At 75.6% G+C, this 22,978-nt stretch carries 20 protein-coding genes, 1 pseudogene and 1 riboswitch; of the genes and pseudogenes, 14 read left to right on the top strand and 7 right to left on the bottom strand.

The window, feature by feature from the left end:
* Nucleotides 1–5: 5 nt before the first annotated feature.
* Together G339_RS0124765 and G339_RS0124760 are read right to left on the bottom strand one after the other, a co-directional pair.
* The gene (locus tag G339_RS0124765; protein ID WP_019633754.1) at nucleotides 6–1,226 is read right to left on the bottom strand and encodes a PrsW family intramembrane metalloprotease; all 1,221 of its coding nucleotides are present in this window, start codon (nucleotides 1,224–1,226) and stop codon (nucleotides 6–8) included.
* Nucleotides 1,227–1,310: 84 nt separating this feature from the next.
* Nucleotides 1,311–2,285: a heme o synthase gene (locus G339_RS0124760; RefSeq protein ID WP_157407994.1), complete on the bottom strand. Its 975-nt coding sequence runs from the start codon at nucleotides 2,283–2,285 to the stop codon at nucleotides 1,311–1,313.
* Nucleotides 2,286–2,913: 628 nt separating this feature from the next.
* Here G339_RS0124760 and tkt point away from each other — a divergent pair.
* The 12 genes and pseudogenes from tkt (at nucleotide 2,914) to G339_RS0124700 (ending at nucleotide 17,499) form a co-directional block, all read left to right on the top strand.
* Entirely contained in the window at nucleotides 2,914–4,959 is a 2,046-nt protein-coding gene (gene tkt, locus G339_RS0124755) for a transketolase (protein ID WP_240489899.1), read from the top strand.
* 56 nt (nucleotides 4,960–5,015) lie between these two features.
* Nucleotides 5,016–6,131: a transaldolase gene (tal, locus tag G339_RS0124750; protein ID WP_019633751.1), complete on the top strand. Its 1,116-nt coding sequence runs from the start codon at nucleotides 5,016–5,018 to the stop codon at nucleotides 6,129–6,131.
* Nucleotides 6,128–7,807 carry a hypothetical protein gene (locus G339_RS0124745; protein WP_019633750.1) on the top strand — a complete coding sequence of 560 codons (1,680 nt, stop codon included), beginning with the start codon at nucleotides 6,128–6,130 and terminating at the stop codon, nucleotides 7,805–7,807. The genes tal and G339_RS0124745 overlap by 4 nt, the downstream gene beginning before the upstream one ends.
* Nucleotides 7,808–7,889: 82 nt before the next feature.
* Nucleotides 7,890–9,536: a hypothetical protein gene (locus G339_RS0124740; protein WP_019633749.1), complete on the top strand. Its 1,647-nt coding sequence runs from the start codon at nucleotides 7,890–7,892 to the stop codon at nucleotides 9,534–9,536.
* A gap of 337 nt (nucleotides 9,537–9,873) precedes the next feature.
* On the top strand, nucleotides 9,874–11,349 hold the full coding sequence (zwf, locus tag G339_RS0124735) for a glucose-6-phosphate dehydrogenase (RefSeq protein ID WP_019633748.1): 1,476 nt from the start codon (nucleotides 9,874–9,876) through the stop codon (nucleotides 11,347–11,349).
* Between the two features lie 2 nt (nucleotides 11,350–11,351).
* A pseudogene (locus G339_RS0124730) lies at nucleotides 11,352–12,260 on the top strand (glucose-6-phosphate dehydrogenase assembly protein OpcA); the annotation flags it as partial.
* 191 nt (nucleotides 12,261–12,451) lie between these two features.
* Complete coding sequence (gene pgl, locus G339_RS0124725; RefSeq protein ID WP_019633746.1) at nucleotides 12,452–13,207, top strand: 6-phosphogluconolactonase; 756 nt, start codon at nucleotides 12,452–12,454, stop codon at nucleotides 13,205–13,207.
* 100 nt (nucleotides 13,208–13,307) lie between these two features.
* Nucleotides 13,308–14,498: a L,D-transpeptidase gene (locus G339_RS0124720; RefSeq protein ID WP_157407993.1), complete on the top strand. Its 1,191-nt coding sequence runs from the start codon at nucleotides 13,308–13,310 to the stop codon at nucleotides 14,496–14,498.
* A gap of 125 nt (nucleotides 14,499–14,623) precedes the next feature.
* Nucleotides 14,624–15,622: a sulfotransferase family protein gene (locus G339_RS0124715; RefSeq protein ID WP_019633744.1), complete on the top strand. Its 999-nt coding sequence runs from the start codon at nucleotides 14,624–14,626 to the stop codon at nucleotides 15,620–15,622.
* A 37-nt stretch (nucleotides 15,623–15,659) separates the two neighbouring features.
* On the top strand, nucleotides 15,660–16,316 hold the full coding sequence (locus tag G339_RS0124710) for a response regulator (protein ID WP_033324256.1): 657 nt from the start codon (nucleotides 15,660–15,662) through the stop codon (nucleotides 16,314–16,316).
* A 102-nt stretch (nucleotides 16,317–16,418) separates the two neighbouring features.
* Complete coding sequence (locus G339_RS0124705) at nucleotides 16,419–16,994, top strand: HEAT repeat domain-containing protein (RefSeq protein ID WP_084693404.1); 576 nt, start codon at nucleotides 16,419–16,421, stop codon at nucleotides 16,992–16,994.
* Between the two features lie 70 nt (nucleotides 16,995–17,064).
* Complete coding sequence (locus G339_RS0124700) at nucleotides 17,065–17,499, top strand: thioredoxin fold domain-containing protein (RefSeq protein WP_033324255.1); 435 nt, start codon at nucleotides 17,065–17,067, stop codon at nucleotides 17,497–17,499.
* Here the strand turns inward: G339_RS0124700 and G339_RS0124695 are convergent.
* Nucleotides 17,491–17,997: a GNAT family N-acetyltransferase gene (locus G339_RS0124695; protein ID WP_019633740.1), complete on the bottom strand. Its 507-nt coding sequence runs from the start codon at nucleotides 17,995–17,997 to the stop codon at nucleotides 17,491–17,493. The genes G339_RS0124700 and G339_RS0124695 overlap by 9 nt on opposite strands.
* Entirely contained in the window at nucleotides 17,990–18,640 is a 651-nt protein-coding gene (locus tag G339_RS0124690; protein ID WP_019633739.1) for a carboxymuconolactone decarboxylase family protein, read from the bottom strand. Before G339_RS0124690 ends, G339_RS0124695 begins: the two co-directional genes overlap by 8 nt.
* Nucleotides 18,641–18,787: 147 nt before the next feature.
* Between G339_RS0124690 and G339_RS0124685 the strand changes: the two genes are divergently transcribed.
* Both G339_RS0124685 and G339_RS0124680 read left to right on the top strand, forming a co-directional pair.
* Nucleotides 18,788–19,867: a GNAT family N-acetyltransferase gene (locus G339_RS0124685; protein WP_019633738.1), complete on the top strand. Its 1,080-nt coding sequence runs from the start codon at nucleotides 18,788–18,790 to the stop codon at nucleotides 19,865–19,867.
* A complete protein-coding gene (locus G339_RS0124680) occupies nucleotides 19,851–20,651 on the top strand; it encodes a class I SAM-dependent methyltransferase (protein WP_019633737.1) in 801 nt (266 codons plus the stop codon). The genes G339_RS0124685 and G339_RS0124680 overlap by 17 nt, the downstream gene beginning before the upstream one ends.
* On the opposite strand, the gene G339_RS0124675 is transcribed toward G339_RS0124680, so the two are convergent.
* From G339_RS0124675 to secG, 3 genes are all read right to left on the bottom strand, one after another.
* Nucleotides 20,618–21,895 carry a serine hydroxymethyltransferase gene (locus G339_RS0124675; protein ID WP_019633736.1) on the bottom strand — a complete coding sequence of 426 codons (1,278 nt, stop codon included), beginning with the start codon at nucleotides 21,893–21,895 and terminating at the stop codon, nucleotides 20,618–20,620. The genes G339_RS0124680 and G339_RS0124675 overlap by 34 nt on opposite strands.
* A gap of 50 nt (nucleotides 21,896–21,945) precedes the next feature.
* A riboswitch (ZMP/ZTP riboswitch) is annotated at nucleotides 21,946–22,029 on the bottom strand.
* Nucleotides 22,030–22,130: 101 nt separating this feature from the next.
* Complete coding sequence (locus tag G339_RS0124670; RefSeq protein WP_084693403.1) at nucleotides 22,131–22,505, bottom strand: RNA polymerase-binding protein RbpA; 375 nt, start codon at nucleotides 22,503–22,505, stop codon at nucleotides 22,131–22,133.
* A gap of 101 nt (nucleotides 22,506–22,606) precedes the next feature.
* Nucleotides 22,607–22,837, bottom strand: a complete 231-nt coding sequence (secG, locus tag G339_RS0124665) for a preprotein translocase subunit SecG (protein ID WP_019633734.1) — start codon at nucleotides 22,835–22,837, stop codon at nucleotides 22,607–22,609.
* Nucleotides 22,838–22,978: the final 141 nt, after the last annotated feature.

The raw sequence follows: 22,978 nt of genomic DNA, 5'->3' as shown, positions 1-22,978 counted from the left end.
CCCCGCTAATACCCGTGCGGCGGCGGGCCGCCCCGCGCGCCGGGATGGGTGAAGCCCGAGTGGCCCCCGGCCGCCCAGGGCGGCGCGGGCGGCCGGTCCGGCGGCGCGCGCAGGAACGTCCGCCGGGCGTGGGCCATCAGCTCCAGCAGCGCGTCGCGGCGGGTGCTGAACCAGACGGGGTCGGCGACGCCCCGCTCGGCGCGCTTGTGCAGCAGCGACAGCTCGGTCGCGGCGTGCTGGTAGTCGCCCATCGCGCGGGCGGCGGGCTTGCCGCCGACCATCTTCGCCCAGCGGCGCGCGTGCCGCCGCGACCGGATGGAGTGCAGCATCCGGACATCCTGCGGCGTGACCAGGCCGGTCGGGGCGTACGCGGGCAGGTAGGTCTCGATGCGGCGGACCGTCGAGCGGCGCTCCACCGAGATGATCACGATGAGCACGACCAGGACGACGAGGTCGAGCGCGTACACGATCGCCAGCCCGGCCCCGCCGAACGCCGTGGACCCGTTCCACAGGCCGTGCAGCAGCATCGCGCCGAGGATGCCGAGCAGCGGCGCGGCGACCTGCCCGCGCCGGTGCGTGGCGGCGTAGGCGACGCCGAGGCCCGTCATCGACGTGAACAGCGGATGGCTGAACGGCACGATGAGGCCGCGCAGCACGAACACCGCCTGGAGGGCCTGCGCGCCGCCGTCCTCGTACGCGCGCATGTAGTAGGTGACGTTCTCCATCATCGCGAAGCCGAGCCCGACCATCGCGGCGTAGATGACTCCGTCGGAGAACCCGTCCAGCTCGGTGCGCCGCCACCACAGCAGGCCGAACAGGACCGCGCCCTTCAGCGTCTCCTCGATGACGGGCGCGCCGAACGTCGCGCTGACGAAGTGGCCGCGCTGCTCCCCGAAGATCGGGACGGTGACGTACAGCAGCCCGAGCGTGTTGAGGACGAGCGCGCCGAGCACGGCGACGCCCGCGCCCCACATGAAGGAGAACACGAGCGCGCGCGGCGGCTCGGGCTCCATCCGGTCCAGGGCCAGGACGAGCCCGACCAGCAGCGGGATCGGGAGCATCGCCAGCACCAGCCCGGCCCAGAAGCCGCTGCCGCCGGAGAACGCGTCCAGCCCGAGCGCGAACAGCGCGCACACCGAGCAGACGAGCACGCCCGTGATGAGCAGGACCGGGGGCCGCCCCGGCACCCTTCCCTCCAGCACGGCCTTCGGGTCAACGCGCGCCATGAGGGGAGCGTAACCGGACGTTCACGACAACGGCGCGGCCGGGGCCGCCCGAAGGGGCCCCGGCCGCGCCGGGCGGAACGCGCGTCAGTGCAGCAGCGGGTCCACGGCGACCGCCGTGAACAGCAGCGCCAGGTAGACGTTGGAGAGGTGGAAGAACCGCATCGGCCGCAGGTGGACGCCGGTGACCCCGGCGAGGACGGCCCGCAGCAGCCGGTGCCCCTCGGCGACGAACACCAGGCCGAGGACGACCGCGACGGCCCCGTACACCGGGCCCATCCCCGCGACGGGCCACAGCGCCAGCGAGCAGACGACGGTGGCGTACGCGTAGACCAGGCTCTCCACGATGACGCGGCGCTCGGTGGCGACGACCGGGAGCATCGGGACCTTGGCGACCGCGTAGTCCTCGCGGTAGCGCATCGCGAGCGTCCAGGTGTGCGGCGGCGTCCACAGGAACACGACGCCGAACAGCACGAACGGGGTGAGCGTGAGCCCGTCGGTGATCGCCGCCCAGCCGATCAGCACCGGCATGCAGCCCGCGATGCCGCCCCACACGACGTTCTGCGACGTCCGCCGCTTGAGCAGCAGCGAGTAGACGAAGACGTAGAACAGGATCGCGAACAGCGACATCGCCGCCGCGAAGACGTTGACGGCGAGCGCGAAGCCGAGCGTGGACGCCGCGGCCAGCGTGATCCCGAACACCAGCGCGCGGCCGGGCCGGACGAGGTCGCGGGCCAGCGGACGCCGCCGCGTGCGGCGCATCTTGGCGTCGATGTCGCGGTCGATGTAGCAGTTGACCGCGTTCGCCGCCCCCGCCGACATCGCCCCGAACGCGAAGGTCAGCAGGACCGTGCGCAGCGGCGGCACGCCGTCCGCGGCCAGGAACATCACCGGGATGGTGGTGATCAAGAGCAGCTCGATCACGCGCGGCTTGGTGAGCGCCACGTAGGCGCGCACGCTCGCGCCGAACGACCGGCGTTCGGCCGTGGCGACCGGGGCCTGCGGCGCCGCCGGCGCCGCCTCGCCGAGGTCCACCCCGGGCTTGTTACTGAGCACCGTCACAATCGGGTCCACGTCCAACTAGGGATGAGAAGAAATCGCGTACCGCTCGGCGGCGCCCCCGCGTTCCCTGGGCCGCACCTCGGGCCGGCTGCGACTTCGGCTTGGCGAACACAACCGCGGCCGCTGTCGTCAACCGCGCAATCACTGTAGTCCGCCCCCTCCGGGGGTCACGCACCGGGGCCCGGACGCGCCGGTCACGGGGTGTGACGCGCGCCACCGGCCCCGGCGGGGGCCGCGCCGGGGGGCGCCGGGCTCCCCCGCGAGTTCACCCGGGCGGGGGGTTAGCCGCGCGCCCCTTCGGGCAAGGGTCACCCTATGCGGACGGCCGTCCGCGCGGGCGGCGACGGCGCTGCTCACGGGGACCGCGCGCGGCCCCTCGGCGGCCCGAGTGCCCGCCCCCGGGTTCGGTAGGCTCGGGCCGGGCGCGGTGATCTTCGCCGCGCCCCGGCGCGACGGGCCGCCGCAACGGTCGCCGCGGCCCGCCGCGGCGACGCCCGCGTCCGAGAACCGACCTGTATCCCGCACTGCGGTTGTGAGAGGAGCCTGGCGTTCCGTGAGTGGCGACGACAGCACGTTTGAGTGGTCCGACCTGGATCGGCGGGCGGTGGACGTGGTCCGCGCCCTCGCCATGGACGCCGTGGAGGAGGCCGGCTCGGGCCACCCGGGCACGGCGATGAGCCTGGCGCCCGCCGCGTACCTGCTCTTCCAGCGGTTCCTGAAGCAGGACCCGACCGACCCGAACTGGGCGGGCCGGGACCGGTTCGTCCTCTCCTGCGGGCACTCGAGCCTGACCCTTTACATCCAGCTCTACCTTTCGGGCTACCCGCTGACGCTGGACGACCTCAAGTCGCTGCGCAAGTGGGGCAGCCTCACCCCCGGCCACCCCGAGTACGGGCACACCGCGGGCGTGGAGACCACCACCGGCCCCCTCGGCCAGGGCATCGCGAACGCGGTGGGCATGGCGATGGCGGCCCGCCGCGAGCGCGGCCTGTTCGACCCGGACGCGGCGCCGGGCACCTCCCCGTTCGACCACACCGTCTGGGCGATCTGCTCGGACGGCGACATCGAGGAGGGCATCAGCCACGAGGCCAGCTCGCTCGCGGGCCACCAGCGCCTCGGCAACCTCGTCGTGCTGTACGACGACAACCACATCTCGATCGAGGACGACACCGCCATCGCGCTGTCGGAGGACGTCCGCGCCCGCTACGAGGCGTACGGCTGGGACGTCCACCACGTCGACTGGACCGAGAACGGCGACTACGAGGAGAACGTCGGCGCGCTCGCGGCCGCGCTGGACGCGGCGCGGGCGGAGACGTCCCGGCCGTCGTTCATCGCGCTGCGCACGATCATCGGCTGGCCCGCGCCGAACAAGAAGAACACCGGCAAGATCCACGGTTCGGCGATCGGCGCGGACGAGGTCGCGGCGACCAAGAAGATCCTCGGCCTGGACCCGACCGAGACGTTCATCGTCCCCGAGGACGTCCTGGCGCACTCCCGCGAGGTCCTGGACCGGGGCCGCGCCGCGCACGCCGCGTGGGACAAGGCGTTCCAGGCGTGGCGCACCGCGCACCCCGAGCGCGCCGCCGAGTACGACCGCATCGCGGCGCGCGACCTGCCCGCGGGCTGGACCGAGGCGCTGCCGGAGTTCGAGGCGGGCACGAGCGTCGCGACCCGCGCCGCGTCCGGGAAGGTGCTGGGCGCGCTCGCGCCGGTCCTGCCGGAGCTGTGGGGCGGCTCGGCCGACCTCGCCGAGAGCAACAACACGACGATGGCGGGCGAGCCGTCGTTCATCCCCGAGGAGTTCCAGACCAAGGAGTTCCCGGGCGGGCCGTACGGGCGCACGCTGCACTTCGGCGTCCGCGAGCACGCGATGGGCGCGATCTGCAACGGCATCGCGCTGCACGGCGGCACCCGGCCCTACGGCGGCACGTTCCTGATCTTCTCCGACTACATGCGGCCCGCGGTGCGGCTGGCGGCGCTGATGAAGCTGCCCGTCACCTACGTCTGGACGCACGACTCGATCGGCCTCGGCGAGGACGGCCCGACGCACCAGCCGGTGGAGCAGCTCTGGTCGCTGCGCGCGATCCCGGGCCTGGACGTCGTCCGGCCCGCCGACGCCAACGAGACGGCGGTCGCGTGGCGGACCGTCCTGACGCACACCGACCGTCCGGCGGGCCTGGCGCTGACCCGGCAGAAGCTGCCGGTGTTCGAGCGCGGCGGGACGCTGGCGTCGGCCGAGGGCGTCGCCAAGGGCGGCTACGTGCTGGCCGACGCGTCCACCGGGCGGCCCGAGGTCATCCTCATCGCGACGGGGTCCGAGGTCGAGATCGCGCTGGCGGCCCGCGAGACGCTGGAGGCCGACGGCACCCCGACGCGCGTCGTGTCGATGCCGTGCGTGGAGTGGTTCGAGGCGCAGGACGACGCGTACCGCCAGGAGGTGCTGCCCCCGGCCGTCCGGGCGCGCGTGTCGGTCGAGGCGGGCATCGCGCTCGGCTGGCGGGCGTTCGTCGGGGACGTCGGCGAGTCGGTCAGCCTGGAGCACTTCGGCGCGTCCGCGGACTACAAGACGCTGTTCGAGCAGTTCGGCATCACCCCCGAGCGCGTCGTGGCCGCCGCCCGGTCCAGCCTCATCAAGGCGGGCCGCGCGGGTAAGGGGTCGACGACCGGGAACTGACGGGCCCCGGCCGCGGCCGTTCCCGCGAGGCACGATGGCACGATGAGAGGAATGCGATGAGCGAGACGTTGAAGAGGCTCTCCGACCAGGGCGTGTCGATCTGGCTCGACGACATCAGCCGGGAGCGGCTGCGGACGGGCAACCTGGAGTCCCTGGTCAAGGACCGGGAGGTGGTGGGCGTCACCTCCAACCCCACCATCTTCGCCAAGGCGCTGGCGCAGGGTTCCGCCTACGACGACCAGGTCCGCGACCTCGCGGTGCGCGGCGTGGACGTCGAGGAGGCGGTCCGGGCGATCACCGCCTACGACATCCGGTGGGGCTGCGACGTGCTGCGCCCGGTGTACGACCGGACCGGCGGCGTGGACGGCCGGGTGTCGCTGGAGGTCGACCCCCGGCTCGCCCACGAGGCCGAGCGGACCGTCGCCGAGGCGCGGGCGCTGTGGTGGCTGGTGGACCGCCCGAACCTGTTCATCAAGATCCCGGCGACCGAGGCGGGCCTGCCCGCGATCACGGCCGCGCTCGCCGAGGGCATCAGCGTCAACGTGACGCTGATCTTCTCGCTGGAGCGGTACGCGGGCGTGATCGACGCGTTCTTCGCCGGGCTGGAGCAGGCGCGCGAGAACGGGCACGACCTGTCGACGATCGAGTCGGTGGCGTCGTTCTTCGTCAGCCGGGTGGACACCGAGATCGACAAGCGCCTGGACAAGATCGGCGGCGCGGCGGCCGAGCTGCGGTCCAAGGCGGGCCTGGCCAACGCCCGGCTGGCGTACGCGCTGTACGAGGAGAAGTTCGGGACGGCGCGCTGGGCGGCGCTGAAGGACGCGGGCGCGCGTCCGCAGCGGCCGCTGTGGGCATCCACCGGCGTGAAGGACCCGGCGCTGCCGGCGACGCTGTACGTGGACCAGCTCGTCGCGCCCGGCGTGGTGAACACCATGCCGGAGGCGACGCTGGAGGCCGAGGCCGAGCAGGGCGACCCGGCGGGCGACACCGTCACCGGCGCGTACGACGACGCGCGGGCGCACATGGCGGCGCTGAAGGACGCGGGCGTGGACTACGACGACGTCGTGCGGGTGCTGGAGGAGGAGGGCGTCGAGAAGTTCGAGGCGTCCTGGAAGGAACTGCTCGGCACGGTCGAGGGCGAGCTGAAGAAGAAGGCCGGGCCGGCCGCGTGACGTCGGTGGTGACCGTCGGGGGCGTTTCGGTCACCACCTGCGGGGACGTCGTCGGCGAGGGCGAGGCGGTGCTGGACCGCCTCGTCTCCGACGGCGTCCCGCGGTCCCTGGCGCGCCGGAGCGCGACGCTGTGGGGGCCGGACGCGGCGGCCCGGCTCGGCTGGCTGGACCTGCCGCGCGCGTCGCGGGCGCTGCTGGAGCGGTGCGCGGGGCGCGGCGCGGAGCGGGTCGTCGTGGCGGGGCTCGGGGGGTCCCCGGCGGCGGCCGCGGCCGTCGCGGCCCGGCTGAACGCGGGCGTGACGGTTCTGGACACCACCGATCCGCGCGAGGTCGCGGCGGCGCTGACCGAGGCTCCGGACCTGGACCGGACGCATGTCGTGGTGGCGGCGGGCGGCGGCGCGGAGCCGACCGCCGACGCGCTGTGCCGCGTCGCCGAGGAGGCGTTCCGCGCCGCCGGGGTCGACGCGGCGGACCGGTTCACCGTCATCGCCGACCCGGGATCGCCGCTCGTGGCGGCGGCGCAAGAAGCAGGGCGGGCGTTCGCGCCGTCCGATCCGGGCACGGCCGGGGCGTTCGACGCGCTCGGCCCGTCCGGGCTGCTGCCCGCCGCGCTGGCGGGCGCGGACCCCGGCGCGGTCCTGGACGAGGCGGCGGCGCTCGGGCCCGTCCTGGACGGCACCTACGACAATCCGGGCCTGACGCTCGGGGCGGCGCTCGGCGCGGCGGCGCTGAACGGCCGCGACAAGCTCGTGCTGGCCGGCGACGGTTCCGGGCCGTCCGGCGTGGCCGGCTGGGTGGAGCGGCTGCTCGGCGGGACGGCGGGCGCGGACGCGCGCGGCCCGCTGCCGGTCGTCGCGGAGAACGTCGACGCCCCCGGCTTCGCGGGCGACGGCCCCGACCCGCGCGACGTGCGGCGGCTGGTGCTCGGCGGCCGCGCCGGGTCCGGCGGCCCGGCGGCGCTGGCGGTGGACGGTCCGCTCGGCGCGCAGTTCCTGCTGTGGCAGTACGCGGCGGCGGTCGCGGGCCGCGTCCTCGGCGTCGACCCGTTCGCGCGGCCGGGGATGCGCGCGGCGGCCGACTGCACGGCCGCGCTGCTGCGGGCCGAGGAGGGCGCCGCGCCGACGGTGATCTCCCGCGCGCCGGACCTGGTGTGCGGCGCGGTCGAGGTCCACGCGCCGGGCGGCCTGCCGCGCGGCGTCCGCGACCTGGCGGACGCGTTCGACGCGCTGCTGGCCGCGACGCCCCGGCGCGGCTGCCTGACGGTCACCGCGTACCTGGACCGGCTCGGGGACTGCCGCGCGGCGGAGCTGCGGCCGCTGCTGGCGGCGCGCGCGGCCGCGCGGACGCCGGCGAGCGTGGCCAAGCGGGTCGCGACGCGCGCGGCGCGGGCGGCCGAGCCGCCCGCCGTGGCGTTCGGCTGGGGCCCGTCGCTCCCCCACGCCACCGGACGGCTCCACGCGGGCGGCGGCCCGCCGGGAACGTTCCTGCACCTGACGGGCGACGCCCCCGGCGACGTGCCGGTGCCCGGCCGCCCGTACACCCTCGGACAGCTCCAGCTCGCCCAGGCGTACGGCGACCTGCGGGCGCTGCGCGCGGCGGGCCGGACGGCGCTGCGGCTGCACCTGCGCGACCGGGCGGAGGGGATCGCCCAGCTCGTGGAGGCGGTGAAGAGCTGACCGGCGCCCGCCGGTTCCAGAAGATCGCGCGGTGGGTCGCGGATGCCGGTTGTCTCCTGAAACGATGGGGGCAGGAGGAACGGTGTCCGGATTCGACGTACTGACGCGCGGGGACGTGCTGCACGCCGCCCTGCAGGCGCGCGACTACCTCGTGGGCGCCGGCGTGCCCGGCGCGCTGGCCACCAAGGACCCGCGGCTGTGGGGGCGGCGCGCCGTCGACCACAGCCGGCTCGGCTGGCTGGACCTGCCGACCGCGTCGCGCGGGCTGCTCGGCCAGATCGAGGGCATGGTCGCCGAGGCGCGGTCGGTCGGCCTCGACCACGTGGCGCTGATCGCGGTCGGCGCGGAGGCGCTGGCCGCGCAGGCGATCGTCGCGGCGCGGCCGCCGGGCGCGGGCGGCGAGCTGACCGTGCTGGACGGCGGCGACACGGCCGGGCTGCAGTTCACGCTGGACCGGCTGGACCGGACGCTGGTCGTCCTGGCCAGCAAGTCGGGCGTGTCGCTGGAGGGCGACGCCTACCGGCGCATCCTCACCGGCGCGTTCCGCGAGGCGGGCCTGTCGGAGCGGCAGATCGCGGCGCGGTTCCTGGTCGTCACCGACCACGGCAGCCCGCTGCACGGTTTCGCGCGGCAGTGCGGGTACCGGATCGGGCTCACCGACCCGTACCTGCCGGGCCACTTCGGCGCGCTGTCGGCGTACGGGCTGGTGCCCGCGGTGCTGGCGGGCGCGGACGCCGCGACGCTGCTGGACGAGGCCGCCGAGGTCGTCCCGTCGCTGGCCCGCGAGGAGGACAACCCGGGCCTGCTGCTCGGCGCGGTCCTCGGCGGCTGCGCGCAGCAGGGCCCCGAGGGGCTGGCCCGCGACAAGCTGCTGCTGCGCGAGCGCGGCGGCTCCGGCCCGCTGACGGCGTGGATCTCCCAGCTCGTCGCGGTCGGGACCGGGCGGCGCGGCCGGGGGATCGTGGCGTTCGAGCCGCCGGGCGTGCCCGTCCCCTACCCGGACCTGCACGCGGTCTCGATCAACCCGGCCGGCGCGGGCGAGGACGACGACACGTGCGTGTGGGGCCCGGTCGGCGCGCAGTTCGTCGTCTGGGAGTACGCGACGGCCATCGCGGGCTGGCTGCTCGGCGTGAACCCGTTCGAGTCGGGCGGGGCCGCCGCGCAGGAGGCCGAGGACCGGGCCGCGACGATGCTGCAGGCCGACGGCGGCGGGCGGCCGCCGGTCGGGCCGCCCGTCGCGGTGGACGGCGACGTCGAGATCCACACGGATTTGGCGTGGCGCGGCGGCTCCGACCTGGAGTCGGTGCTGGCGATGCTGCTGGACCGCGTCCCCGGCACCGGCTACCTGGCGGTGGCGAGCTACCTGTCGGGCGAGTTCTCCGGCCGCTACCTCGCGCCGTCGCTGGCGCGCGGGGCGCGCCGCCCGGTCGCCTACGGGCCGGGCCCGGGCTACCTGCACGCGACCGGCGCGGTCCACAAGGACGGGCCGGGCACCGGCGCGTTCCTCGTCGTGACGGGCGAGCCCGCCGCGGGCGACCCGCTCGGCGACCACCCGGTGCCGGGCCGCCCGTACGGGCTGGCGACGCTGCAGTTCACCCGGGGCCTGGCCGAGGCGCGGGCGCTGCGGCAGCGCGGGCTGCCGGTCGTCCACCTGCACCTGCGCGACCCGGTCCGCGGGGCGGGGCGGCTCATCGCCGCGGCGCGCGCGGTGACGGCGGCGCTGCCGTGACCCGGCGGCCCGGACCGGACCGCCCGGCGGACGGGCGTCCGGTGTACCCGACCACGGGCCGGGTAGACCCCCGGCCCGCTGCCCGCCCCGTGACGCGGGGCTGGGATTGCCGTGACCCGGCCATCGGGAAGGATCGACCCGAAGGGGGCGTTGACCGGGTCCTGGCGGTCCCGCGCCCGCGGCCGGTCCTCCCGGGGCGCGGAGGCGGGCGCGGCGCAGTCGACGACGTGGGCGGGAACCGCCCACGGCCAGGACCGAGAGTGCGAGAAGAGGGGGCGCCCACGTGACCACCACACCCAATCCGCTGCGAGATCCCCGGGACAAGAGGCTGCCGCGCGTGGCGGGGCCGAGCGTCCTGGTGCTCTTCGGCGTGACCGGGGACCTGTCGCGCAAGAAGCTGCTGCCCGCCATCTACGACCTCGCCAACCGCGGGCTCCTCCCCCCGGGCTTCTCGCTCGTGGGCTTCGCGCGGCGCGAGTGGGACCACCAGGACTTCCGCCAGATCGCCTACGAGTCGGTGAAGAAGCACGCGCGGACGCCGTTCCGCGAGGACGTCTGGGAGCACCTGGCGGAGGGCATGCACTTCGTCCCCGGCGAGTTCAGCGACCCGGGGGCGTTCGAGACGCTGGCGATGGCCGTCAAGGAGCTGGACGAGAGCCGCGGCACCGGCGGCAACTACGCGTTCTACCTGTCGATCCCCCCGAAGTTCTTCCCCCAGGTCGTCGAGCAGCTGCAGAACAGCGGCCTGGCGGGCGGCGGCGGGCACCACGGGTTCCGCCGCGTCGTCATCGAGAAGCCGTTCGGGCACGACCTGGCGAGCGCGCGGGAGCTGAACGCGACCGTCCACCGCGTCTTCCCCGAGGAGTCGATCTTCCGGATCGACCACTACCTCGGCAAGGAGACGGTGCAGAACATCCTGGCGCTGCGGTTCGCGAACACGATGTTCGAGCCGATCTGGAACCGGGGGTTCGTCGACCACGTGCAGATCACGATGGCCGAGGACATCGGCATCGGCGGCCGGGCGGGCTACTACGACGGGATCGGCGCGGCGCGCGACGTCATCCAGAACCACCTGCTGCAGTTGCTGGCGCTGACGGCGATGGAGGAGCCGACGTCGTTCAGCGCGGAGGCCGTCCGCGCCGAGAAGGCCAAGATCCTCTCGTCGGTGAAGGTGCCGGGCGAGCTGGGGCTGGCGACGGCGCGCGGGCAGTACGCGTCGGGCTGGCAGGGCGGCGTGAACGTCAGGGGGTACCTGGAGGAGGACGGCATCCCCGCGTCGTCGCGCACCGAGACGTACGCGGCGGTGAAGCTGGAGATCGAGAACCGCCGGTGGGCGGGCGTCCCGTTCTACCTGCGGACGGGCAAGCGGCTCAGCCGCCGGGTGACCGAGGTCGCGCTGGTGTTCCAGAAGGCCCCGCACCTGCCGTTCTCGCACACCGACACCGAGGAGCTGGGGCAGAACGCGCTGGTGATGCGCGTGCAGCCGGACGAGGGGATAACGGTCCGTTTCGGGTCGAAGGTCCCGGGCACCTCGATGGAGATCCGCGACGTGAACATGGACTTCGCCTACGGCGAGTCGTTCACCGAGTCCTCGCCGGAGGCGTACGAGCGGCTGCTGCTGGACGTCCTGATCGGCGACCCCCCGCTGTTCCCCCGGCAGGAGGAGGTCGAGCTGTCCTGGCAGATCCTCGACCCGATCACCGAGTTCTGGGCCGAGCGCGGCGAGGTCGACCAGTACCGCTCCGGCGGCTACGGACCCGACAGCGCGGACGAACTGATGGCGCGCGACGGGCGCGCGTGGAGGCGACTCTAGGCATGAACATCGACCTCACCGGGACCACGACCCGGGCGATCCAGGACGCGCTGACGCAGGCCCGCCACCTCATGGGCGGCCCGGCCGTCGGCATGGTGCTGACGCTGATCATCGTCACCGACGAGTCGGCGCAGTACGACGCGGTGCGGGCGGCGACGGAGGCCGCGCGCGAGCACCCGTGCCGCGTCCTGACCGTCATCTCCCGCGACGCGCGCGGCAGCACGTCCCGGCTGGACGCCGAGATCCGGATGGGCGAGACCGGGCCGGGCGAGACGGTCCTGCTGCGCATGTACGGGCCGCTCGCCGAGCACGCCGACTCGGTCGTCGTGCCGCTGCTGATGCCGGACACGCCGGTGGTGACGTGGTGGCCGGGCGGCAAGGTGCCCAAGGAGCCCGCCCGCGACCCGCTCGGGCGGCTGGCGTCGCGGCGCGTCACCGACGCGTACGCGGCCCGCGACCGGCTCGGCACGCTGGTGCGGCTCGCGGAGGGCTACCGGCCGGGCGACACCGACTTCTCCTGGACGCGCATCACGACGTGGCGGACGCTGCTCGCCTCGATCCTCGACCAGGACCACGACGCGATCCTCGGCGGCTCGGTGTCGGCGGAGCCCGACAGCCCGAGCGCGGAGCTGCTGGCGGCGTGGCTGTCGGTGCGGCTCGGCGTGGGCATCGTCCGCGAGGTGTCCGACGGGCCCGGCATCACCGGGGTGACGCTGCGCACGTCCGGCGGCGACCTGGTGGTGTCCCGTCCGGACGGCCGGGTGGCGACGCTGTCGCGGCCCGACCAGCCCGACCGGCGGGTGTCGCTGCTGCGCCGCCCGATGTCGGAGCTGCTGGCCGAGGAGCTGCGGCGGCTCGACCCCGACGAGACCTACCAGGAGGCGGCGGACCGGTTCGCCAAGGACCTGGCGCTCGCGGCGGGCAAGCGCGATCCCGACCTGCCGGGCGAGCGCGCCGAGCGGGTGGCCGCCGAGGACGCGGCCGACCGCGCCGCCGAGCGGGCCGCGCAGCGGGCGGCGAGCCGGGCGGGGCACCGCGCGGAGGAGAAGGCCGAGGGCAAGGCGGCCGGGAAGACCCCCGCGCGGAAGAAGGAGGACGGCGCGTGACGGGCGTCATCGTCCATCCTGATCAGGACGTGCTCGCGGCGGCCGTCGCGGCGCGGCTCGTCACCGTCGTGACGGACGCGCAGGCGGCGCGCGGCGCGGCGTCGCTCGTGCTGACCGGCGGCGGCGTCGGCACCGCGGTGCTGGCGGCGCTCGCCGCGTCCCCGGCGCGCGCCGCGATCGACTGGGCGCGGCTGGACCTGTGGTGGGGCGACGAGCGGTTCCTGCCCACGGGCGACCCGGAGCGCAACGAGACCGGGGCCCGCGCCGCGCTGCTCGACCACGTCGCGCTGGACCCGGCGCGCGTCCACCCGATGCCCGCGGCGGGCGGCCCGGACGGCGACGACACGGCGAAGGCGGCGGCGCGGTACGCGTCTGAGCTGCGCGCGGCGGCGCTGCCGGCGGACGGCGGGGTCGTCCCGTCGTTCGACGTGGTGCTGCTCGGCATCGGCCCGGACGCGCATGTCGCGTCGCTGTTCCCCGGCCGTCCCGCGCTGCGCGCCGAGGGGTCGGTCACCGACGTCCACGGCGCTCCCAAGCCGCCGCCGACGCGGATCTCGCTGACGTTCCCCGCGCTGCGGGCGGCGCGCGAGGTCTGGGTGCTGGCGGCGGGCGAGGGCAAGGCCGACGCGGTCGGCCGGGCGCTCGGCGGCGCGGACCCGGCGGACGCCCCGGCGGCCGGGGTCGCGGGCCGCGAGCGCACGCTGTTCCTGCTGGACCGCGCGGCCGCCGCGCGGGTTCCGGCCGCCGGCTGACCGGCGCTCGTCCGGATCGCGACCGCACTCCCCCGTTCGCCGCATACGCTGGCGGGCGGGGGAATCCCCGCGTGCTCGACGAACCGCGAGGAGGACAAGGGTGCTGAGGGGTCGGACGGCGGTGGCGGGCGCCGCGCTCGCCGCCGGTGTGGTGCTGGGGGCCGCCGGATGCTCGTCGGGGGGTGACGGGGCCGGGGGCGGCTCGGCCAAGGCCGCCGAGGCGCCGCCGCCGGAGATCGTCCCGGCGACCGGGACGCAGGGCGTCGCGCCGGACCAGCCGGTGACGGTCCGGGCGAAGAGCGGCAGGCTGACCGAGGTGACGGTCGCGGACGCCAAGGGCGACAAGGCGGCCGGGGCGCTGTCGGCGGACGGGCGGACGTGGCGGACGACGTGGGGGCTCAAGCCGTCCACCGCCTACACGGTGACGGCGAAGGGCGACGCGGACGGCCGGGCCGTCACCGCGACGTCCTCGTTCACGACGCTCAAGCCGCGCAAGAAGCTGGAGAGTGGCATGTCCCCGCTGGACGGCGAGAAGGTCGGCGTGGGGATGCCGGTCCAGTTGCTGCTGTCGCAGCCGGTGGCGACGAAGGAGGCCCGCGCGGCCGTCGAGCGGTCGCTGGAGGTCCGGATGTCGACGCCGGTCGAGGGCGCGTGGAACTGGATCAGCGACCGCGAGGTGGACTTCCGTCCGCGCGATTACTGGCCGACCGGGCAGAAGGTCCGCGTCGTCGCGCACCTGGCCGGGGTGAAGGTCGGGGACGGCGTGTACGGCATGAAGGACCGCACGCTGGACTTCTCGGTCGGCGAGCGGCACATCACGAAGGTGAACGCGAACACCCACCGGGCGACGGTGACGTCGGGCGGCTCGGTCGTGCGGACGATGAAGGTCAGCCTCGGCAAGCCGGGCGACGACAGCTACAGCGGCACGATGATCGCCCAGGAGAAGACGCCGCACATGGTGATGGACTCGGCCACGACCGGTGATCCCGGTGCGTACCGGACGCCGACGGACTGGAACGTCCGCCTCACCTACAGCGGCACGTTCGTCCACAGCGCGCCGTGGTCGGTCGGCTCGCAGGGCAACGCCAACGTCAGCCACGGCTGCGTGAACGCGGCCCCGGCGGACGCGAAGTGGTTCTACGAGTTCACCAACCGAGGCGACATCGTCCAGATCAGCGGGACCACGCGCAAGCTGCGGTTCGGCAACGGCCCGACGCCGTGGGCGAAGTCGTGGCAGGACTGGCTGGCGGGCAGCGCCCTCGGCAAGTCCGTGACGGGCGCGAAGCTCTGACCCGTCCCGCCCGGCCGGGGCGCGTCCCCGGCCGGGCGGATGAAGGGCGCACCCGCCCCGGTCTCAGCGATTTCTCAGGTTTCCCACACCTTCGCGTTCAGTTCGGGCGTCCATGCTGGACCGGTATGACGCTCCCGACCCCGCGGCCGATCATCGTCCTCGGCTGTCCCCGCTCCGGCACGACCCTGCTCCAGCAGATGCTGCACTGCCACCGCCGCATCGCGCTGCCCAGCGAGACGCGGCTGGTGCAGCCCGCCTACCGGCACCGGCTGGAGTTCGGCGACCTCGCCGAGCCCGCGAACCGGCGCGCGTTCGCGTCCTGGCTCGTCGGACGGGACGAGGCCAAGTTCCGCGCGCTCGCGCCGCTGGACCGGGACGAGACCGCCGAGGCGATCGTCGCCGCGCCGCCCACGATCGGCTCCGCGCTCGCGACGGTCTTCTCCCGGTACGCCGAGGCGCACGGCCGGGCCCGGTGGGGCGACAAGCGGCCCGGCTACTTCCGGCAGGTGCCGATGCTGCTGCGGCTGTTCCCCGACGCGCAGTTCGTCCACCTGGTCCGCGACGGCCGCGACGCGGTCGCGTCCCTGCGGTCCATGCCCTGGTACGGCGGCGACGTGTTCAGCGCCGCGCTGACCTGGCGCGAGGCGATCGACGCGGGCGCGCGCAACGCCGCCCGGCTCGGCCCCGACACCTTCCACCAGATGCGCTACGAGGACCTGACCGCCGACCCGGAGGCCGCGCTGCGCGGCCTGTGCGCCTTCCTCGGCGAGGAGTACGACCCGGCGATGGCCGAGCCCCGCCACCACGCGCGGCGCACCGTCCCGGCCAAGCGGGCGTGGCACCTGCGGACGCACCAGGACGTCGACACCCGGCGGGTCGGCGCGTGGGCCGACCGCCTCGCCGAATGGGAGGCGGGCCTGGTCGAGCACGTCGCCGGGGACCGCCTCGCGGACTGGGGGTACGCGCCCGCGGGCCTGCCCCGGCCGGACGCGCGGCACCTGGCGCGGTTCCGGGCGGTCGAGCTGCGGCGCTGGCGCGTCCAGCGCGGCCAGGCCGTCATGGACCGCGCGCGGCGGCTCCGCGAGCCGAACCCGGTGGAGTCGCTGGCCCCCGCGCCCGCCTGAGCACCGGGGCCTCGCGGCCTGGCCCTACGCTGGACCGGTGGACTCTCCCATCCGCGTGCTCATCGTGGACGACGACGCCCTGGTGCGGACCGGGCTGTCGATGATCCTGGCCGACGCGCCCGACATCGAGGTCGTCGAGGGCGTCGCCGACGGCGCCGAGGTCGTCCCCGCGGTGAACCGGCACCGCCCCGACGTCGTCCTGATGGACATCCGGATGCCCCGGCTGGACGGCCTCGCGGCGACCGAGCGGCTGCGGTCCCGCACGGACCCGCCGGAGATCGTCATCCTGACGACGTTCGACACCGACGACCACATCCTCGGCGCGCTGCGCGCGGGCGCGGGCGGCTTCCTGCTGAAGCACACCGAGCCCGCCGAGATCCTGCGGGCGATCCGGGCGGTCGCGGCCGGGGAGCCGATGCTGTCCCCCGAGGTGCTGCGCCGCATGATGCGCTACGTCGCGGCCGGGGCCGACCCGCGCCGCGACCGCGCCCGCGCGCTGCTCGGGCGGCTCACCGCCGCCGAGCGCGCCGTCGCGGACCTGGTCGGCGTCGGCCGCACCAACGGGGAGATCGCCCGGGAGCTGTCGCTGAGCGTCGCGACGGTGAAGGCGCACGTCTCGCGCATCCTCGCGAAGCTGGAGCTGAACAACCGGGTGCAGGTCGCGCTGCTGGTCCGCGGCGTCGACCCGGACTGAGCGCCGCGCCGGACGACGATTCCGGTACCGATCGCGCCGCGGTGCCGCAACATTGCCGCGTTCCGGTGGCGGCCCGGTCCGCTTCGCTGCACAATGCCCCGCATGCCCAGCAGTACTGATCTCTTGCGGACCCCGCGGCGCGTGCTCCGCCCCGGCACAACGGTCGAGGACGTGGACGCGGTCGCGAAGGCCCTGCGCTGGCCGATGACGAACGTGACCGAGCGCGACCGCGCGGCCGGGACGGAGGGCCGCGTGACGTGGGAGGCGCACGGCGCGGCCCTGCACTACGCCGAGGACGCGATGTTCGGGATCGGCCACTACGCGCTGTCGGGGCCGCGCGGCACCGTCCGCACCGCCGCCGCGCGCGCCGCCGAGGCGCTGGCGGCGTGGACCGTGCCGGACCTGTGCCGCGCGGTGGACGGCGCGTCCGACCCGCGCGCCCGCGGCCAGGCGGTGCTGCGCCTCGGCCTGGCCGCCGACGGCTACGACGAGCAGGTGTTCCGCCGGGTCGCGGCGGCGCTGCGCGACGCCGACGCCCGGGTCCGCTACGCCGCGCTGTTCGCCGCGTCCTACAGCGGCTTCCCGCAGTTCGGCGACGCGTTCCGGGCGCTGGCCGAGCGCGACCCCGAGCCGTTCGTGCGCGAGCGCGCCGCCCTGCTCGCCCGCGCGGCGCGCTGACCCGCCCGGCGGTTCCGGCCGCACGCGCCGGGTATATCCGCAGCGTAACGATCATTCGGGGGGATCGGACATGGCGGATGTGCGGTTCGGGGACCTGCCGCTCGACCTGGCCTTCACCGACGTGCGGGGCGACGGGAGCCGGCGGCTGGCGCTGTTCGGCGACCCGCAGGACCCGTACACGCGGCGGCTGGTCCGCGACGAGCTGGCGGCCGTCGACGACCTGACCGTCCACACGCTGCTGCTGCCGCTGGAGATCTATCCGGGGTCCGACGAGACGGCCCGCCGGATCTGGGCGGCCGACGACCGCGCCGCCGCGTGGTACGCGTGGATGGTGGACGAGCGGCCGCCGCTGGACCCGCCGGACCCGCACGCGCCGATCGCGCGGCTGCGGCTGGCCGCCGAGGAGCTGCGGGTGGACGCGACGCCGACGCTGGTGTTCGGGAACGGCGAGATGGTCGCGGGCGCGACGGCGACCGCCGACATCGAGCGGATGCTCTCAGGCTGAGGCCCGCTCGGCGGCGTAGTGGACGCTGCCGTCCGGGTCGTGCCGGTGCCGCCGCATGCCGAGCCCCTCGGCGACCCGCGCGGGCACCGTGCCGGGCGCGTCGACCTCGGCGGTGACGCGCCGCAGGCCGGTCGCGGCGAACGCGTACCCGAGCAGCGCCCCGGCGGCCTCCGCCGCCAGGCCCCGCCCCCACCGGTCGGGTTCGAGGCTGTAGACGATCTCGGCCTCCGCCTCGTCCGCGCCGCTGCGCCGCAGCCCGGCCATCCCGACCAGCGGGCCGCCGCCCGCCGGGCGGACCGTCCAGAGCCCGTAGCCGTGGAGCGCGAAGCCGCGCTCGCTCGCGGCGATGATCTCGGTGATCTCGGCCCCGGAGACGTTCCGGTCGCCGAACAGGTGGGCGCGGACCGCGGGACCGGTCCAATGAGCGACCAGCCGCCGCCGGTCGCTCATGCTCACCGGCGCCAGCTCCAGGCGGGGCGTGCGCAGGACGTCACTCATCGTCCCTCTCCGTCCAGGTGGGAGCGGTCTCCCCCGCCGGGACGCCGGTGCGGAAGACGCGGAGTTGCAGCGCGAGGCCCGCGTAGTAGCCGACCAGGGTGACCAGCTCCACGAGCACGGCGCGGCCGAGCGCCGCGATCGCCTCGGTGTAGACGGCGTCGCCGAGGTCGCCGTCGGCGGCGAGCTGGCGGGCGGCCTCGTGGACGACGCGCTCGCGGACGTCGGCCAGCAGCGGCGCGCGGCCCTCGCGCAGCGCGGTCAGCTCGTCCTCGGTGAGCCCGGCGCGGCGGCCCAGCCGCTCGTGGGCGAACCACTCGAAGTCCGACCGCCAGTGCTGCGCGACGACGAGCACGGCGATCTCGCGCTCGCGCCGGGTGAACCCCGTGCGGAACCGCAGGGCCGCGCCCAGTTCCTGGAGCGGCATCCCGACGTGCGGGCTGTAGAGCATCGCGTTGAACGGGCCGTTCAGCCGGCCCTCGGCGTCGGCGACGGGGAACGGCGCGGGCCGGGCGCCGCGCGGGCCGCCCGTCACGGCTTCGTAGACGTCGCGCTGCTCGTCGCTGAGGAGGCCGGGCCGCAGGGCGGGGAGCCGCCCGCCGCCGGGGTTCCGGTCCGGGTGTCCGCCGCGCAGAGGCTCGATCACCCTTCGCACGCTAGGCGGTGGGCGGCGGCCGCTCAAGCCCTTGTCCGCAATGTGAAACCGTCAGCTCACGATGTCGTAGCGGTCGCGTAACAACCGCCGGTGAGGGTGGCGTGGTAAGCGTTCGCCGCGATCCGGAAGGAACGTTCCATGCCGCTGCTGCGCGTCCGCGCCGAGATCGAGGACCGGCCCGGCCGGCTGGCCCTGCTCACCGCCGCCCTGGCCCGGCGGGGCGCCAACATCCTCGGCCTGTCGGTCCAGCTCGGCCCGGACGGCGTCGTGGACGAGTTCATCGTGGACGTCCCCGGCCGGGAGGGCGACGCCGCCGCCGGGCTGCACCGCGCGCTCGCCGGGGCGGGCGGCGTCCGCACGGCGGTCGTCCCGGCGCGCCCGCGCGAACTCGTGGACGAGACCACGCGCGCGCTCGTCCTGGCCGCCCGGCTGCGCGCCGAGCCGGACGCGCTGCCGGACGTCCTCGGCGAGCTGCTGCGCGCGCCCGGCGCCCGCTGGGCCCCCGCCGCGCACGCGGCGGCGGGCGCGGGCGGCGAGACCCTGGCCGTGCCCGTCGGGGAGCGCCGCGCCGTCCTGCTGAACCGCCCCGGCCTGCCGTTCACCGCCACCGAGGCGGCCCGCGCCGACGCGATGGTCCGGTCGGCGCTGCCCGCCGCCGGGCCGCCGCCCGCGTCCCGCCGCGCCGTGCTGGCCGAGGGCACCGCCGTCACGATCCGCCCGATGCGCGGCGGCGACGCCGACGCGGTCCGCGCGATGCACGGGCGGTGCTCGCTGGAGACGCGGCGGCTCCGCTACTTCAGCGCCAAGCCCGCGCCGCCGCGGCGCGCGCTGGAGCGGTTCTGCGAGCCGTGGCACGGCGTGACGCTGCTCGCCGAGGGACCGGACGGGTCGGTGGTCGCGATGGCGCACCTCATCCACGTCCTGGACCCCGGCGTCGCGGAGCTGGCGTTCCTGGTGGAGGACGCGTGGCAGGGCCGGGGCCTGGGCCGCGTCCTGACCCGCCTGCTGGTCGAGCTGGGCCGCGACCGGGGCCTGGTCGAGCTGCGCGCGACGACGTTCAGCGAGAACGCCCGGATGCGGCGGCTGCTGACCGCGCTCGGCGGCCGGACGGTCCGCACCGAGGAGCCCGGCGTCGTCGAGGTCCGGCTGCGGCTGGACGGACGGCGCGGCGGCGCCTCCCCCGCGCTGGCAGGATGGCGGGGTGACCGGCATCTATGACGACCCCTGGGCCTACGAGCTGGCCTGCTCGTTCCGCGACGTCGAACCGGAGGTCGAGGCGCTGCTCGGCTGGTGCGCCGAGCACGGGACGGGCCCGGTCGGCTCGGTGCTGGAGCTGGCGGCGGGCCCGGCCGAGCACGCCCGCGCGTTCGCGCGCCGGGGCGTCGCCGCGACCGCGCTGGACCTGAACCCGGCGATGTGCGCGTACGCGGCGAAGCGGGCCGCCGACGACGGCGTCGCGCTGGACGTCGTGCGCGCCGACATGACGTCGTTCGCGCTCGGCCGCCGGTTCGACCTCGTCGTCACCATGCTCGACTCCACGTCGCACCTGATGACGCTCGACGCGTTCGTCGCGCACCTGGACCGCGCCGCCGCGCACCTCGCGCCCGGCGGCCTGTACGTGGTGGAGATGGCGCATCCGCGCGACCGGCTCGGCGACCCGAGCGTCGGAAACGACTGGACCGTCGAGCGCGACGGCGTGCGCGCCCGCGTCCGGTGGGGCGGCCCGGACGACGTGCTGGACCCCGTCACGCAGATCGCCCCGGACCGCGTCGCGATGACGATCGAGTCCGGGGCGGAGCCGCGCGCCCTCCACGACGTCGTCCCGTACCGGTTCTGGACGGCGACCGAGGTGTCGGCCGCCGTCCGGCTGTCCGGCGCGCTGGAGGTCGTCGCCCGCTACGGCGACTTCCGGGACGTGGACCTGTCCGACCCCGACGCGTGGCGGATGATCGTGGTGCTGCGGGCCGCTCAGCCCGCGGGCGCCCAGCCCGGCATCGGGTAGGCGGCCGTCAGCTCGCGGATCTCGGCGGCGACGCGGTCGGCGACCGACGCGTCGTCCGGGTCGGCCGCCGCCGCGGTGACGACCTCGTCGATCCACGCCGCGATCTGCGGCATGCGGTCGGGCGTCAGGCCCCGCGTGGTGATCGCCGCCGTGCCGACGCGCAGCCCGGACGGGTCGAACGGCTTGCGCGGGTCGAACGGGACGGCGTTGTGGTTCAGCTCGATCCCCGCCGCGTCGAGCGCGCGGGCGGCGGGCTTGCCGGGCACGCCCTTGTTCGTCAGGTCGATGAGGATCAGGTGGGTGTCGGTGCCGCCGGAGATCAGGTCGTAGCCGCGCTCCAGCAGCGCGTCCGCCAGGGCGCGGGCGTTGGCGACGACGCGGTGCGCGTACTCGGCGAAGTCCGGGCGCGCCGCCTCCGCGAGCGCGACCGCGATGGCGGCGGTCGTGTGGTTGTGCGGGCCGCCCTGCAACCCGGGGAACACGGCCCGGTCGAGCGCGGCGGCGTGCTCGGCGGTGGACAGGATCATCGCGCCGCGCGGGCCGCGCAGCGTCTTGTGCGTCGTGGTGGTGACGACGTCCGCGTGGCCCGCCGGGGACGGGTGCGCGCCGCCCGCGACGAGCCCCGCGATGTGCGCGATGTCGGCGGCCAGCACCGCGCCCGCCTCCCGCGCGATCTCGGCGAACGCCGCGAAGTCGATCGTGCGGGGCAGCGCCGTGCCGCCGCACCAGATCAGCTTCGGCCGCTCCTTGAGCGCCAGCTCGCGGACCTGGTCGAGGTCGATCCGGCCGGTGTCGCGGCGGACCTCGTAGCGGACGGCGTTGAACCACTTCCCGGTCGCCGACACCGACCAGCCGTGCGTCAGGTGGCCGCCCATCGGCAGCGACAGCCCGAGGACGGTGTCGCCGGGCCGCAGGAACGCCGCGTAGACCGCGAGGTTGGCGGGCGAGCCGGAGTACGGCTGGACGTTGGCGTGCTCGGCGCCGAACAGGTGCCGCGCCCGCTCGACCGCCAGCAGCTCGACCGGGTCGACGTTCTGCTGGCCCTCGTAGTAGCGGCGGCCCGGGTAGCCCTCGGAGTACTTGTTGGTGAGGACCGAGCCGGTCGCCTCCAGCACGGCGGGCGAGACGTAGTTCTCCGACGCGATCAGCCGGATCTTCTCGAACTGGCGGCGGGCCTCGGCCTCGACGAGCCCGGCGAGGTCGGGGTCCTGGCGGTGGAGGTGGGGAAGGGACGGCCGGTGCATGGCGCCTCCGCGCTGCTCGTCGCCGGAACGTGCGGGTCCCGGCGTGGGGACCCGCACACCCAGGCGCGCGGTGTGCGGACGGTTCGCTTCCCGGTGGTCGTTCCACCTTGACTGCGCCAGTCGCGTGCCGCCCACCCTAGCGGCCGCCGCCCGGCCGGGGCCACCGGGAAAGCGCGCGGCCCGGCCCCGCCGGGTGGGCGGGGCCGGGCCGGACGCCGGTGCCGGGGGCGGCGGGTCAGCCGCGCGCGGCGGCCTCCATCGCGCGCTTCACCGCGGCGCGCTTCTCGCGCAGCTTGGCCAGGGCCTCCTCCAGGATGGCCTCGCCGTCCGCGTCGCTGCGGCGCTCCTTGACGTACGCCAGGTGCGTCTTGTAGGGCTCGGTCTTCGGCGGCGCGGGCGGGTTGTCCTTGTCCTGCCCCGCCGGGAACCCGCAGCGCGGGCAGTCCCACGTCTCGGGCACCGCGACGTCGGTCGCGAAGCTCGGCCGGGTCTCGTGCCGGTTGGCGCAGTAGAAGGTGACCCAGACGCGGGGGGCCGCGTCGCCGCGCTCAGCCTCCCCCATCGGGCCGGCCCCGACGCGGCTGCCCCGAATCGCGTTGCCACTACCCACGGACTACTCCTCGTTCTGTATGCCGCGGCGGGCGGCCCCGGCGCCCTCGGGCGCGGGCCGCCGCCGCGGCGCTCGCATGTCTCCGGCGGTCGGCCGGCGCCCTAGCCCTTGAACAGCAGACCGAGGACCACGATCGCCGCCAGCCAGATGATGCCGAGGCCGACGGTCAGGCGGTCCAGGTTGCGCTCCACGACCGACGATCCGCTGAGAGACGACGAGATTCCGCCGCCGAACATGTCGGACAGTCCGCCGCCCTTACCCTTGTGCATCAGGACGAGGACCACCATCAGCAGGCTCGTGACGATGAGCACGATGGACGTTGCGATGATCACAGTTCAGCGCCTTCTCTGGCCACCCCCGCGCGGGCGGGGCGTTCTCGGATGCGGGACGGAGCGTCGGGCCGGGCGTTTACCCGTCAGCTACGAAGGGTACGACGAACTCCCGCCTGGTTCGGCATGAACCCCCGGGACGCG

It is taken from the genome of Actinomadura atramentaria DSM 43919 (genome assembly GCF_000381885.1).
In the GTDB taxonomy this organism is placed as follows: Bacteria; Actinomycetota; Actinomycetes; order Streptosporangiales; family Streptosporangiaceae; genus Spirillospora; species Spirillospora atramentaria.
This window is presented reverse-complemented; position numbering and strand designations above follow the sequence as displayed.